General features: G+C 59.9%; 12 protein-coding genes. 3 read left to right on the top strand and 9 right to left on the bottom strand.

Translation table 11 applies throughout. From position 1 onward, the window contains the following. Positions 1 to 25 precede the first annotated feature (25 nt). The 8 genes from pdxJ to lptF all read right to left on the bottom strand — a co-directional run bounded on the left by pdxJ (position 26) and on the right by lptF (position 8,428). Positions 26 to 769, bottom strand: coding sequence for a pyridoxine 5'-phosphate synthase (gene pdxJ / locus OK411_RS05915; protein ID WP_076566005.1), 744 nt, complete (start codon positions 767 to 769; stop codon positions 26 to 28). A 39-nt stretch (positions 770 to 808) separates the two neighbouring features. Continuing rightward, positions 809 to 1,498 (bottom strand): DNA repair protein RecO, encoded by a 690-nt coding sequence (gene recO, locus OK411_RS05910; RefSeq protein ID WP_016771561.1) that lies wholly within the window; start codon positions 1,496 to 1,498, stop codon positions 809 to 811. A gap of 166 nt (positions 1,499 to 1,664) precedes the next feature. After that, positions 1,665 to 2,567 (bottom strand): GTPase Era, encoded by a 903-nt coding sequence (gene era / locus OK411_RS05905; protein WP_016771562.1) that lies wholly within the window; start codon positions 2,565 to 2,567, stop codon positions 1,665 to 1,667. Then, positions 2,560 to 3,249, bottom strand: a complete 690-nt coding sequence (rnc, locus tag OK411_RS05900; protein WP_024011703.1) for a ribonuclease III — start codon at positions 3,247 to 3,249, stop codon at positions 2,560 to 2,562. The genes era and rnc overlap by 8 nt, the downstream gene beginning before the upstream one ends. 169 nt (positions 3,250 to 3,418) lie before the next feature. Continuing rightward, positions 3,419 to 4,273, bottom strand: a complete 855-nt coding sequence (lepB, locus tag OK411_RS05895; RefSeq protein ID WP_016771563.1) for a signal peptidase I — start codon at positions 4,271 to 4,273, stop codon at positions 3,419 to 3,421. 9 nt (positions 4,274 to 4,282) lie between these two features. Continuing rightward, positions 4,283 to 6,079 carry a translation elongation factor 4 gene (gene lepA / locus OK411_RS05890; protein WP_016771564.1) on the bottom strand — a complete coding sequence of 599 codons (1,797 nt, stop codon included), beginning with the start codon at positions 6,077 to 6,079 and terminating at the stop codon, positions 4,283 to 4,285. Between the two features lie 173 nt (positions 6,080 to 6,252). Continuing rightward, a complete protein-coding gene (lptG, locus tag OK411_RS05885; RefSeq protein WP_073473630.1) occupies positions 6,253 to 7,314 on the bottom strand; it encodes an LPS export ABC transporter permease LptG in 1,062 nt (353 codons plus the stop codon). Beyond that, positions 7,307 to 8,428: an LPS export ABC transporter permease LptF gene (gene lptF / locus OK411_RS05880; RefSeq protein WP_016771566.1), complete on the bottom strand. Its 1,122-nt coding sequence runs from the start codon at positions 8,426 to 8,428 to the stop codon at positions 7,307 to 7,309. The genes lptG and lptF overlap by 8 nt, the downstream gene beginning before the upstream one ends. Positions 8,429 to 8,724: 296 nt before the next feature. Between lptF and OK411_RS05875 the strand changes: the two genes are divergently transcribed. Genes OK411_RS05875 through OK411_RS05865 form a run of 3 tightly spaced genes read left to right on the top strand, consistent with a single transcriptional unit; the run spans position 8,725 to position 11,096 of the window. After that, the gene (locus tag OK411_RS05875) at positions 8,725 to 10,215 is read left to right on the top strand and encodes a leucyl aminopeptidase (RefSeq protein WP_039759172.1); all 1,491 of its coding nucleotides are present in this window, start codon (positions 8,725 to 8,727) and stop codon (positions 10,213 to 10,215) included. A 57-nt stretch (positions 10,216 to 10,272) separates the two neighbouring features. Further along, a complete protein-coding gene (locus OK411_RS05870; RefSeq protein WP_125918303.1) occupies positions 10,273 to 10,701 on the top strand; it encodes a DNA polymerase III subunit chi in 429 nt (142 codons plus the stop codon). An 8-nt stretch (positions 10,702 to 10,709) separates the two neighbouring features. After that, on the top strand, positions 10,710 to 11,096 hold the full coding sequence (locus tag OK411_RS05865; RefSeq protein ID WP_056783087.1) for a hypothetical protein: 387 nt from the start codon (positions 10,710 to 10,712) through the stop codon (positions 11,094 to 11,096). 52 nt (positions 11,097 to 11,148) lie between these two features. Here OK411_RS05865 and OK411_RS05860 read toward each other — a convergent pair whose 3' ends face one another. Continuing rightward, positions 11,149 to 14,106: an RHS repeat protein gene (locus OK411_RS05860; RefSeq protein ID WP_136491997.1), complete on the bottom strand. Its 2,958-nt coding sequence runs from the start codon at positions 14,104 to 14,106 to the stop codon at positions 11,149 to 11,151. Positions 14,107 to 14,127: the final 21 nt, after the last annotated feature.

Here is a 14,127-nt window from a genome sequence, read left to right as displayed (position 1 = left end):
TCCCACAGGGGTTTTGTGTAGCTGCTCAGGATTTGGCAGCCGCCAGAATCAGCGCTTTCATTTCCGATACGGCAGACTTGAAGCCAACGAACAACGCATGCGCCACCAGCGCGTGGCCGATGTTCAGCTCGTTGATGCCTTTGATCGCAGCCACGGCTTCAACGTTGTGGTAATGCAAGCCGTGACCGGCGTTAACGATCAAGCCTTGGGCCAGACCAAACGCAACGCCATCCGCCACACGCTTCAATTCCTCGGCCACTTCAGTCGGGGTTTCGGCATCGGCGTAACGACCGGTGTGCAGCTCGATAGCCGGCGCACCGACGCGCTTGGAAGCCGCAATCTGCCGCTCGTCAGCATCGATAAACAGCGACACTTCGCTGCCGATCTTCGACAAGCGCTCGACCGCAGCCCTGATGCGCTCCTCCTGCCCCGCTACATCCAGGCCGCCTTCGGTGGTCAGCTCCTGACGGGTTTCCGGGACCAGGCAGATGTGCGCCGGGCGAATACGCTCGGCGAACGCCATCATTTCTTCGGTGACGCCCATTTCGAAGTTCATGCGGGTTTGCAGCACATCCTTGAGCAGCAGCACGTCACGTTCCTGGATGTGACGGCGATCTTCGCGCAGGTGCACGGTGATGCCATCAGCGCCCGCCTCTTCTGCATCCAGCGCCGCTTTCACCGGATCCGGGTAGCGCGTGCCACGGGCCTGACGCAGGGTGGCGACGTGGTCGATGTTCACGCCGAGAAGAATGCGATTGCTGCTGGTCACGGATGCGCTCCTGAATTGAGAGGTTCGGCGCACAGCATATCAGGGCTTGCGAAACAGCTCGCGACTGACAAGCGGACGCCCGCCCAAATGCACCGCCAGGGCCTGGCGCATCAGACGCTTGGCCGCCGACAGCGCACCAGGCGCCGACCAGTCGGCTTCGGCCATGGCCAGCAGTTCAGTGCCGTTGAACAAGCCGGGTTGCAGCAGATACACCCTTTCGAGACCGGCATCGACTTGCAGGCGATAGAGACCGTCAGGTGCCACAGGCTCACCGTGCATATCGGTGTTCATGGAGAAGCCGTAGCCGAGATCATCCAGCAATCGCCATTCGAAGGAGCGCAACAATGGCTCCAGCGGTCGACCTTCGGCCAGCGCCAAGAGGGTCGCGGCATAGTGGTCGAATACGGCGGGATGCGGGTCTTCGGCGGGCAGCAGGCGAATCAACAGTTCGTTGAGATACAGACCGCTGAACAGCGCCTCGCCGTTGAGCCACGCAGAGGTGCCAGAACTCTCCATGCGCCCGACATTCTTCAACTCACCCTTGCCACGGAACTCGACCTCCAGCGCCACGAACGGCCGCGCCAGCGTCCCGGCCTTGCCTCGCGCACTGCGCAACACCGCCCGCAGCCGACCTTGCGGCGTGAGGAAATCGACCAGTGCGCTGGTTTCGCGATAGGCGCGCGAATGCAGGACGTAGGCGGGTTGGGCGGGAGGCGGGTTTTGCGACATTGAGTTCTCGATGAAGAAACGCGGTTTTACATACAACCCAAAACCACTGTGGGAGCGAGCCTGCTCGCGAAAGCGGAGTGACAGTCAACATCAATGCTGAATGTTACATCCTCTTCGCGAGCAGGCTCGCTCCCACAGTGAGTAGCGGTGTTTTCGAGATCGCTACTTACAGGTCGCCATAACCCAGCGAACGCAGCGCGCGCTCGTCATCGGACCAGCCGCCCTTCACCTTGACCCACAGGTTGAGCATGATCTTGGAGTCGAACAGCAGCTCCATGTCCTTGCGCGCTTCGGTGCCGATGCGCTTGATGCGCTCGCCCTTGTCGCCAATGATGATTTTCTTCTGGCCGTCACGCTCGACGAGAATCAGCGCGTGGATGTGCAAGGTCTTGCCCTGCTGCTTGAATTCTTCGATTTCAACCGTGATCTGGTACGGCAGCTCGGCGCCCATCTGGCGCATGATTTTCTCGCGCACCAGTTCGGCGGCAAGGAAACGGCTGCTGCGGTCGGTGATCTGGTCTTCCGGGAAGAAGTGATCATTCTCCGGCAAGTGATCGGCGATGACCTTTTCCAGCGCTTCGAGGTTGTGCCCGTGCTGCGCGGAAATCGGGATGATCTGCGCGTTTGGCAGCTGTTCCTGCAACCAGCTCAGGTGCGGCATCAGCTCGGCTTTGTCTTCGATGCGATCAGTCTTGTTCAGCGCGACGATCAGCGGGCCGGTCACGTATTGCACACGCTCCAGAACCATCTGGTCTTCGTCGGTCCACTTGGTGCGGTCGACGACGAAGATCACCACATCGACGTCTTTCAGCGCCGCCGAAGCGGTTTTGTTCATGTAGCGGTTCAGGGCCTTTTCGCCACCCTTGTGCATGCCCGGTGTGTCGACGTAGATCGCCTGTACGTCGCCCTCGGTCTTGATGCCGAGCATGTTGTGGCGGGTGGTCTGCGGTTTGCGCGAGGTGATCGCGAGCTTCTGCCCGAGGATGTGGTTGAGCAGCGTCGACTTGCCGACGTTGGGACGGCCGACGATGGCAACGTAGCCACAGCGAGTTGCGTTTGTATCAGTCATTGCCATTCTCCACGCCTAGGGCAATCAGTGCTGCGGCGGCCGCTACCTGTTCGGCAATACGACGGCTCACACCCTGACCTCGGCTTTTTTCATTCAGTAAGACCACTTCGCATTCGACGAAGAAGGTTCGGCAGTGCGGTTCGCCCTGGATATCCACCACTTCGTAGCGTGGCAGTTCGCAACCGCGCGATTGCAGGTGTTCCTGCAAGCGGGTTTTCGGATCCTTGTTGGTGTCGACCAGCGTCAGGCCTTCGAATTCGCCGGCCAGCCAGGCCAGCACGCGCTCGCGGGCGACGTCCATGCCGGCATCGAGGTAGATCGCACCGATCAGAGCTTCGAGGGCATCGGCCAGAATCGATTCACGGCGGAAACCACCGCTCTTCAGTTCACCCGAACCCAGGCGCAGATAATCGCCGAGGTCGAAACCGCGAGCCAGTACGGCCAGGGTCTCACCTTTTACCAGCCGTGCTCGCAAACGCGACAACTGGCCTTCGCGGGCCAGCGGGAAGCGATCGAACAGCGCCTCGCCAGCGACGAAGTTGAGGATGGCATCACCGAGGAACTCCAGACGCTCGTTGTTGCGCCCGGCAAAACTGCGGTGCGTGAGGGCCAGCAGCATCAGCTCCTGATCCTTGAAGGTGTAACCGAGCTGGCGCTCGAGACGGCTTAGAGAAACGCTCACGGTTTACCCACGCTGAGTTCGTGGCTGGTTTCCACTGCCATCGCCGGGGTACGGCGCAGGCCTGGGACAATTAACGCTGTGTTCAAAAAATAAATCCTGGCGATTGCGAAGCCGATTGTGCCGGCTCCAGAAATGCATTCGGCGCTGTGGTCAACAGCGCCGTGTTTGATTACTTGATCAGGCCAACCCGCGAGAAATTCGGCAGGTGGCTGAGTTTCGGCTCTGGCCAGCTCATCCAGACCGCGAAGGCCTTGCCGACAATATTCTTGTCGGGAACCATGCCCAGCAGATCCTTGGGAATGTTCGGATCATCCCAGTAGCGGCTGTCATTCGAATTGTCGCGGTTGTCGCCCATCATGAAGTAGTGCCCGGCAGGCACTGTCCACGAACGGTCCGGGGTGGCGCGGTAACGGCTCATTTCCTTGCGGATCAGGTGCTCGGCTGCGCCGAGTTTTTCCTGATAGAGCTCCGCGCTGCCCAGCGAACCCGCCTCGGCGCCGACCATCTTCTCGGCAATCGATTCGCCGTTGACGAACAGACGCTTGTCGGCGGTGTAACGCACCGTGTCACCGGGCAGGCCGACCACACGCTTGATGTAGTTGACGTTCGGGTCGCTCGGGTAGCGGAACACCATCACATCGCCGCGCTGCGGGTCACCGACTTCGATGATCTTCTTGTCGATCACCGGCAGACGGATGCCGTAGGAAAACTTGTTCACCAGAATGAAGTCGCCGACGTCCAGGGTCGGTTTCATCGAGCCGGACGGAATCTGGAACGGCTCCACCAGGAACGAACGCAGCACCAGCACGATGAACAGCACCGGAAAGAACGACTTGCCGTATTCGACCAGCAACGGCTCTTTGTTCAGCTTCTCGACCACCACAGGCTCGGGCTGGCTGACACTGCCTTGATAAGAGGCAATGGCAGCACGCCGACGCGGTGCCAGGAACAGCAGATCAAGCAACGCCAACAGGCCGCAGACGAACACGGCGATGACCAGCAACAGCGGGAAATTTAGCGACATAGGACCTGATTATTCCAACCTGAGCACGGCGAGGAAGGCTTCCTGTGGAATTTCCACGTTGCCGACCTGTTTCATGCGTTTCTTACCGGCCTTCTGCTTCTCGAGCAGTTTCTTCTTACGACTGACGTCACCGCCGTAGCATTTGGCCAATACGTTCTTTCTGAGCGCCTTGACGGTTGTCCGCGCCACGATCTGACCACCAATGGCGGCCTGAATCGCCACGTCGAACATCTGACGAGGAATCAGTTCTTTCATCTTCTCGGTCAACTGGCGACCTTTGAAGTGCGAATTGTCACGGTGCACGATCAATGCCAGGGCATCGACCTTGTCGCCGTTGATCAGCACGTCCAGTTTCACCAGATTAGCCGATTGATAACGATCGAAATGGTAGTCCAGCGAAGCATAGCCGCGGCTGGTGGATTTGAGACGGTCGAAGAAGTCCAGGACCACTTCGTTCATCGGCAGGTCGTAGGTCACTTGCACCTGATTGCCGAGGAACAGCATGTCGACCTGAACACCGCGTTTCTCGATGCACAGGGTGATCACGTTACCCAAGTGTTCCTGCGGTACGAGGATATTGGCGCGCACGATTGGCTCGCGCATGTCCTCGATCGCCGACACGTCCGGAAGCTTCGACGGGTTGTCGACGTAAATCGTTTCACCGGTTTTCAGCACCAGCTCGAAAATTACCGTCGGCGCAGTGGTGATCAGGTCCAGGTCGTATTCGCGCTCGAGGCGCTCCTGGATGATTTCCATGTGCAGCATGCCGAGGAAGCCGCAACGGAAGCCGAAGCCCAGGGCGTCGGAGCTTTCCGGGGTGTACTGCAGCGACGAGTCGTTCAGGGTCAGCTTCTGCAGCGCTTCGCGGAAATCCTCGAAGTCGTCGGAACTGACCGGGAACAGACCGGCGTAAACCTGTGGCTGGATGCGTTTGAAGCCCGGCAGCACCGGCACGTCCGGCGTGGAGCTCAAGGTCAGGGTGTCACCGACCGGCGCACCGTGAATGTCCTTGATGCTGGCGATGATGAAGCCCACTTCGCCGGCCTTCAGATCAACGGTGGCGGTGTGTTTCGGGTTGAACACGCCGACGCTGTCGACCAGGTGCACCTTGCCGGTGGACTTGACCAGAATCTTGTCGCCCTTCTTCACACGGCCGTGGCGCACGCGTACCAGGGAAACAACGCCCAGGTAGTTGTCGAACCAGGAGTCGATGATCAACGCTTGCAGCGGATCTTCGATGTTGCCGGTGGGTGCAGGAATGGTGTGCACCAGACGCTCGAGCACTTCGTCGACACCCAGGCCGGTCTTGGCGCTGCAGGTGACGGCGTCGGTAGCGTCGATGCCGATGATCTTCTCGATCTCGTCCTTGACGCGATCCGGCTCGGCCTGGGGCAGGTCGATCTTGTTCAGGACCGGCATGACCTCAAGGCCCTGCTCGATGGCGGTGTAGCAGTTGGCCACGGACTGGGCTTCGACGCCCTGGCCCGCATCGACCACCAGCAAGGCACCTTCGCACGCGGCCAGGGAACGGCTGACTTCGTAGGTGAAGTCGACGTGGCCCGGGGTGTCAATGAAGTTCAGCTGATAGGTGATGCCGTCTTTGGCTTTGTAATAGAGGGTAACGCTGTGGGCCTTGATGGTGATCCCGCGCTCACGCTCAAGATCCATGGAATCCAGTACCTGAGCTTCCATTTCACGCTCGGCCAGGCCGCCGCACATCTGGATGAAACGGTCAGCCAGCGTCGACTTGCCATGGTCAATGTGGGCGATGATGGAGAAATTGCGGATATGACTCAAATCACTCACGGATCAACACTCAAAAAGGCTGCAGGCTTGGCCCGCCGAAAAATAGCCGGGAATTGTACCTGATACACGGCGCAAGCGTCACGTTCGCCTGTCACCCGGATCGCATGCAAAAACGCCCCGGTCTGGCGACCGAGGCGTTTTCAGGGTTCAAGCGCTCAATGAAAGCTTGTTCATCAGCCCGCTCGCCTGAGCAGCCAGACACCCGCCAGCGCACACACGCCGGCCGGCACCAGCACCGCGAACAGCGGCGAGAAACCGAACACCAGACTCGATGGCCCCAGCAGATCCTGGACGATGCGGAAGGTGAAGCCCACCAGCACGCCGGTGAAAACACGCTGACCGAGGGTCACCGAACGCAGCGGGCCAAAGATGAACGAGATCGCCATCAGCACCAGCGCGGCGGTCACCAGCGGCTGCAACACCTTGACCCAAAATGCCAGCCAGTAACGGCCGTTGCTCAGGCCCTGCTCGGCCAGATAGTGGATGTAGCCCCACAGGCCGCTGATCGACAGCGATTCCGGCGCCATGACTACGGTGCTGAGCAGTTGCGGGCTCAACGCCACGTCCCACTCCTCGCTCGGGGCATTGACGACCTCGGTGCTGCGCTCGTGGAACAGCGTGGTGGCAACGTCGGTGAGCTGCCACTTGGTGCCGTCAAACTCGGCCTTTTTGGCGAAGCTGGAGCTGAGCAGATGGCGCTCCTTGTCGAAGTGATAACGCGTCACGCCGTACAACAGACCGTTCGGCTGAACCGCGTTGATGTGGATGAATTCTTCACCCTGACGGTGCCACATACCGTGTTTGGCGCTTTGCGCGTCGCCGCTGCCCTGGGCCAGCGAGCGATTGGCCTGGGCCATGCTTTCGGTGGCCGGGGCAACGTATTCGCCGATCAGCACGCCGGCGAGCATCAGCACCAGCATCGGCTTCATGACGGCCCAGACGATACGGCCGATCGACACGCCAGCAGCGCGCATGACCGTCAGCTCACTGCTGCTGGCCAGACTGCCGAGACCGATCAGGCACCCGATCAATGCGGCCATCGGCAACATTTCATACAGCCGGCGCGGTGCGGTCAGCAATACAAAACCGAGCACGTCGACCAGGGTGTAGGTGTCGCTGACGTCGCCCATTTCATCGATGAAGGCAAACAGCGTCGCCAGGCCGAGGATGATCGCCAGCACGGCGATGATCGCCATGAATACGCTGCTGCCGATGTAGCGGTCGAGTTTAACCACGGGCCACCTCCAGCGCGGCGCTGCGACGGCTGGCCAGCTTCAGGCGCAGCGGCTCCCAATACAGCAGGCCGAGGCCGATCACCAGGAAGATCGCGTGCACCCACCACAGGCCAAGGGCCGGCGGGATCTTGCCTTTTTCAAGGGCGCCGCGAGCGGCAATCAGGATGGTCAGGTAAGCCATATAAAGAAGAATCGCCGGCAGCAGCTTTAGGAAACGCCCCTGGCGCGGATTCACCCGCGACAGCGGCACCGCCATCAGGGTCACGATGAATACCAGCAACGGCAGCGACATACGCCATTGCAGTTCTGTTTTCGAACGGATGTCGTCGCTGCCCCACAGGGACGAGGTCGGCATTGCATCGCGATCGGTGACTTCTTCGCTGACGTCCGGCTTGGGCAGCAGCACGCCGTAGGTTTCGTAATGAATGGCGCGGTAATCGGCTTGCCCCGGGCTGCCGTCATAGCGATAGCCGTTGTCGAGAATCAGGTAACGATTGCCGTCGGGGCGGATTTCCTGACGGCCCGACTCGGCCACCAGCACGGAAATCCCGCGGTCCTTTTTATCGGCGCCGAGGTTCTTCTGCGAGATGAACACGCTGCCGAGATTGACGCGATCGTCGCTCAGGGTTTCGGTGTAAGTCACTCGGGTGCCGTCGCGCAAGGCCTGGAAGCGTCCCGGTTCGAGGGTATCGAACTCGGTCAGCGCGTCCTGCTTGTTCAGCAGCAGCTGGAACTGGTTGGCGCCCTGCGGAGCCAGGCCGAGGCTCAGCCACGCCACCACCAGTGCCACCAGCGTTGCCGGAAACAGGGTCATGCGAAACAGCTTCTGCTGGCTCATGCCAGTGGCCGAGAGCACGGTCATTTCGCTTTCGAGGTACAGGCGACCGTAGGCCAGCAGGATCCCGAGGAACAGGCCCAGCGGCAGAATCAGTTGCAGGAAACCCGGCAGACGAAAGCCCATGATCAGGAACAGCGAGCCCGGATCGAGCTGACCGGCCGCAGCCTGCGCCAGGTATTTGATGAAGCGACCGCTCATGATGATGACCAGCAGCACGGCACTTACGGCGCTGAGGGTCAACAGGACTTCGCGGGACAGATAACGGAAGACGATCAAACCAGACACTCCAGGGTTGTCAGGCTAAGGCGGCCAAACAAGCAAACACATCGACCGGCCCGCCATGCAGAGCGGTCGAAAAAAGATGCGGCATTATCCTGTGATTGTGTGCGCCTGTCACTGCGCACACTCATCCATCGCTGTAATCCTTTGCTGAGGGTTGTCAGGCGCGGGGAGCGAGGTTCAAACTGCGGCCCTTGTCGCAGGCTTTGGCCTGCGCCTCTTCTATCTATAAGCAGGCGACTGCGGACAACGTCGAGCGCCTGCGTGTTGACCATTCATTCAGGGATCCGGACATGGAACTGGTTGTAAAAAGCGTTAGCCCAGAAACGTTGAAAACCGCCACCCTGGTGGTTGCCGTCGGCGAAGGCCGCAAACTCGGTGTCGCCGCCAGACTGGTCGACGAGTCGAGCGGTGGCGCGATCAGCGCCGTGCTCAAGCGTGGCGACCTGGCCGGCAAGGTCGGTCAGAGCCTGCTGCTGCACAGCCTGCCGAACCTGAAAGCCGAGCGCGTGTTGCTGGTCGGTGTGGGCAAGGACGAAGAACTGGGCGACCGTCCGTTCCGCAAAATCGTTGCCGGCATCCTCAACACCCTCAAAGGCCTGGGCGGCGGTGACGCCGTGCTGGCGCTGGATGAAGTCATCGTCAAAGGTCGCGACAGCTACGGCAAGACTCGCCTGCTGGCAGAAACCCTGGTCGACGGCGGCTACACCTTCGACCAGTTCAAGAGCCAGAAAGCCGAACCGCGCGCCCTGAAGAAAATCACCCTGCTGACCATCAAGGCTGCGCAAGCCGAAGTGCAGCGTGCCGTGAACCACGCCACCGCCATCGCCAACGGCATGGCCTTCACCCGCGATCTGGGCAACCTGCCACCGAACATCTGCCACCCGACGTTCATGGGCGAACAGGCCAAGAATCTGGGCAAAGAGTTCAAGGATCTGAAAGTCGAAGTGCTCGACGAGAAGAAGATCAAATCCCTCGGCATGGGCTCGTTCTACGCTGTGGGCCAGGGCAGCGCCCAGCCGCCGCGCCTGATCGTCATGCAATACAACGGCGGCAAGAAATCCGAGAAGCCATACGCGCTGGTCGGCAAGGGCATCACCTTCGACACCGGCGGCATCAGCCTGAAGCCGGGCGCCGGCATGGACGAGATGAAATACGACATGGGCGGCGCTGCCTCCGTGTTCGGGACCTTGCGTGCAGTGCTTGAGCTGAAACTGCCGATCAATCTGGTGTGCATCCTCGCCTGCGCCGAAAACATGCCGAGCGGCAACGCGTCGCGCCCGGGCGATATCGTCACCACCATGAGCGGCCAGACCGTGGAAATCCTCAACACCGACGCCGAAGGCCGTCTGGTGCTGTGCGATGCGCTGACCTACGCCGAGCGCTTCAAGCCACAAGCGGTGATCGACATCGCCACCCTGACCGGCGCTTGCGTGGTGGCCCTGGGCGCACACACGTCCGGCCTGCTGGGCAACAACGACGAGCTGATCGACCAACTGCTCAGCGCCGGCAAGGCTGCCGACGACCGCGCCTGGCAACTGCCGCTGTTCGATGAGTATCAAGAACAGCTGGACAGCCCGTTCGCCGACATCGCCAACATTGGCGGGCCGAAGGCCGGCACCATCACTGCCGCCTGCTTCCTGTCGCGCTTCACCAAGAACCTCAACTGGGCGCACCTGGACATCGCCGGCACGGCATGGACCAGCGGCGGCAAGGACAAAGGCGCCACCGGCCGTCCGGTTCCACTGCTGACCCAGTACCTGCTCGATCGCGCCAAGGCCTGAAACCGCTGAAAGGTGGCGTCACTCTCGGGTGACGCCGCTTGCCGCTCTGGAACCGCAATGACCAAAGTCGACTTCTATATCCTGCCCAGCGCCGATCCATCAGCGCGCCTGGATTTCGCCTGCAAGCTCACCGAGAAAGCCTGGCGCATGGGCCACCGCATCTACCTGCATTGCAGCGATGCGGCCCAGCGCGACGATCTCGATGCGCGTCTGTGGGCATTCAAGGGCGAAAGTTTCGTGCCCCACGGCCCGGCCGACAGCGAACCGGACGGTTTGATCGTGCTGGGGCTGGGCGAAGACTGCGGTGAGCATCAGGATCTGCTGGTCAATCTCGACCTGAAAGTCCCGGCCTTCGCCAGCAAATTCGCCCGCGTGGCGGAAGTGGTGGTGGAAGATCCGACCATCCGAGCGGCGGCGCGGGAGAGTTTCCGTTTCTACCGCGAACAGGGCTATTCTCTGCAAGACCACCGTTTACAGCGACTCTGAGCACTCCAATGGACACTCCGAAACCGCAACAGAAGTCCGCACATCTGCTGGACGATCTTGAATCGATCCGCCAGTTGCTCGGCGATGACAACCTGCAACCGCCGCTCTTGACCGATACGGTCGATGACGGCGAACAGGAACAGATTCCGATGCTGTTCGATTCCGTCGGCAATCAGCCGGCGGCCGTCGAGCCGCCACCAGCGCCGCCGGCTGCCCCGGCTGCCGCACCGGTTGATAAAGGCCCGGACGCCTTGTTGCACCTGGACAGCGAACTGCGCGCCGCCGCGCAATTGATCATGCAAGACGTGATCGACGACTTCGCCCCGCACATCGAGACCGAAATCAAACGCCGCCTCGATGCGCGGATGGAGCGGCTGCTCAGCCAGTACGAGTAGCCTTGGCGCCCCCACGATCAGCACTGAGTTGGCAACCCGGCAAACCCGACTTCTAGACGGTGTTGCTGCGATGCCAATCCAGTGTTCTGGCATGTCTGGGCGTGGCAACCATGCCTTTTCCCCGACTCACAAACTCTTGCGCCCAGTGTTCCGGAACTGCGGTGTTCAACGCCCCGTAAAAATCGAACAGTTCGCGGGTACTTTCGATAATCGACCACTGCCCCTGGTGCACCATCGCTATCGGAAACGGGCCTGGCCGGGCAACCGCCTCCAAATATCCGTTGTCCTGTTTGACCTTGTCGAATTCATGATTCCACATATGTGAAACGAAGTTCACTTGCGGACCATGACGGATCACATTCATCGGGGTGTTATCGAACGGCCTCGCAGAATCCAGCTCGGCGATAGCATGATTGATCAAATTCATGACTTGCGCCTCCTCGCTACTTCCCGAACGCGGAACAATACCTTTTCCTTGTCTTGACTGAATAACATCGTGCATATCGTAGTCACCCGTGTAGGGCGTGACGACTTTGAACTTCACCCAGGCATCCAGGAGTTCGTGTTCGATGGGACTTTGCAGATTAACGCTGTAGGAAACATCTTCATCGCTGATGCTATTGCGCGCATAAAGTCCTCGAACACCGCCCCGGCCCCACTGCCCCACTCGCCCGACCAACCCGCTTTTTTCTGCCCGCACGAGCATCGCTTCAGCGCCATCCCCGTAAACTGCTTTCAAGGAAGACGGTTTGATGGTCTTTTCAAGAATGTTATGGCCCTTGGCAGCGGCACCTTCGCCCAAAGCCTTGATGGTGTAACTTCCGGACTCTCTAACGCTTATTGCTACATTGTGTTCTTTGGATACTTTTTCGAAGGCAGGCATATGCAATGGATGGATAAATGACTCGCCAACCATTTGCCTGGCTTCTTGCCCTTCCTTGTACAAACCATTGCTGTCAAAAAACGTGACGGGATTATTGGCGACCATCATAAACAGGTTCATGCCGTCCGCCGTTCCTGCCGGATCAGCACTTAACCAGCGCCCTGCCCAGGGCTGATAGTAGCGCCAGCCAAAGTAGTAAAGTCCCGTGGCATCGCGTTCCTTTGCGCAGTATCTGGCGGTTTTGAAATCCGCCTCAATGGCACTTCGCGCCACCCATATGGCTGTGCCGCCAAATGGGTAATATTCCTCTTTACTTACAAGCTTCCCCTCACCGTCCACGACCACTGCGCTACTGCCAATCAAGTTGTCATAGCTGTAATACAGCAGGTCATTATCGGCGTTCGGCGGCCTCGGACTGTCCCAATGCAGGATTCGCAGTCGGGATCGACCTGACGCATCTGCGTTGATGACGTGCAGACGCTCCGCCACTGTTGCGCCGATACCCTTCGCTCTGAGCTCCAGTGACGGCAGGTAGGCGACCCGCTGCTTGTGTATGCAACCACACACTTTCTGCGCGCTGAACTTCAGCACTCGCTGACTAGCACTGTCATAGCGATACGTCTCATGGTCATCCATCGCGCCATCACGCATCACCGGGGTCACTTGCAAAAGTTCGTTGCGCGGCGTCCAGACAAGCCGCTGTCCGGGATGCAAAGTGGTCTGCTGCCCACCCGCCGAGAAAAATGCTTCCACCTCCTCGGGATTTGTCGCCAGGGTGTCCAACACACCGCGATTGCTGCGGTTGCTGATCGTGACCCTGGCGGTGTGATTATTTTGCGAGGCTGGTGCGATGTGGCGTATCTGAATCAGATTGCCAGCCATATCGTAGCGGTAAGTGCGGGTGTAACTGGTGTAAGCGGCGTGGTCAGGACCGCAGACCAGAGGGGAGCCGCATGCCCCCTCGGCATTCGCCATCTCGCGTCCGGTTGCGCTGATCAGTTGATAGAGCGAGTCATGGATATAAGTGTTTTGCGCCAGCATCTTCTGATTTCGCCAGAAACATGGTGTCTGCGAATCGTCGCGCTCAACGCTGACGTTACCAACCGGATCATAGGTGTACTTCAGATCCTGTAGCACTTTAGCTCCCGCCGCATGCCCGAGCGGTCGTTCCACTCTGATTCCCGAGAGGCGCCGGGTTTCCTGCTCGTATTTCCAAGTGGTTACCACACCGTTGCCGCTCTCTTCACGCAGATTCTGACCCGCCGCCGAATACGTCAGCGACTTCACGACAACCCGTTCCGCGCTGCCCTTGAGCGTCACCCAATGCCCCCGGATTGCGCCTGCCATATCGTAAGCCACGCGCTGCAGGTTGCCCGCTGCGTCCGTAGATGTATGCAGCGCGCCCGTCGCATCGGTGGTAACCAGACTGGTGAAGGTCTCGTCATCCAGGCCGTCATTCCAGTCCGAGGCGTTGTCACCCTGCCAATCGACCACCTCGCCCGGGTTGTCTGCGCTCTTGAAGAAACGACGGCTAATCGAGCGCGGCACACCTGTCAGCGCCACGCTATCAGTCTTCGTCAGACCGGCCGTGTCGTAGTGGCTCACGCACCGGCCGGCCAGGTTCAGCGCGATTTCAGCCTCAGTGTTTGCGGCATAGACCCTCCGCTCGCTGATTTTCGGGCGCTCGTTCCCCTCCTGTTCGGAAACGCTGGTCAGACGACCGAGAAGATCGCTCCCTTCATATTGATAGGTGCTGGTAACAAGCTGACTTGTGGATCCCGCACCGTGGTCAGGGCCGGGCATATTGCTTACCACCCTCCATGAACGACCGACGGCGTCAGGTAGCACCACGCTGCTGCCATTGTCGGCGCCCTGCTGGCTCAACACGCGCCCGGACAGACTCCTGACATAAATGAAATTGGCCAACCCGGCTTCGTTTAATCGTGGGTCAGCGCTGCGCATCAGGAACCCGCGACCATCGTAATGGTGACGGTCAATGCGTTCGCTTGTAACAGCGAGTGAATCGGGATGGCGGTGGTAACGCACATCCCGCACAAGAAGGCAGCGGCTATCCAGCACCGTGATCGATGGAGTATTGGCATGCAGCGATGTTTGAGATGCACACATTTGATCTGCCCTTCGTTCCCT

It is taken from the genome of Pseudomonas sp. RG1 (assembly GCF_025910115.1).
Taxonomy (GTDB): Bacteria; Pseudomonadota; Gammaproteobacteria; order Pseudomonadales; family Pseudomonadaceae; genus Aquipseudomonas; species Aquipseudomonas atacamensis.
The sequence above is the reverse complement of the archived record's forward strand: the minus strand, read 5'-3'. Positions and strand labels throughout refer to the sequence as shown.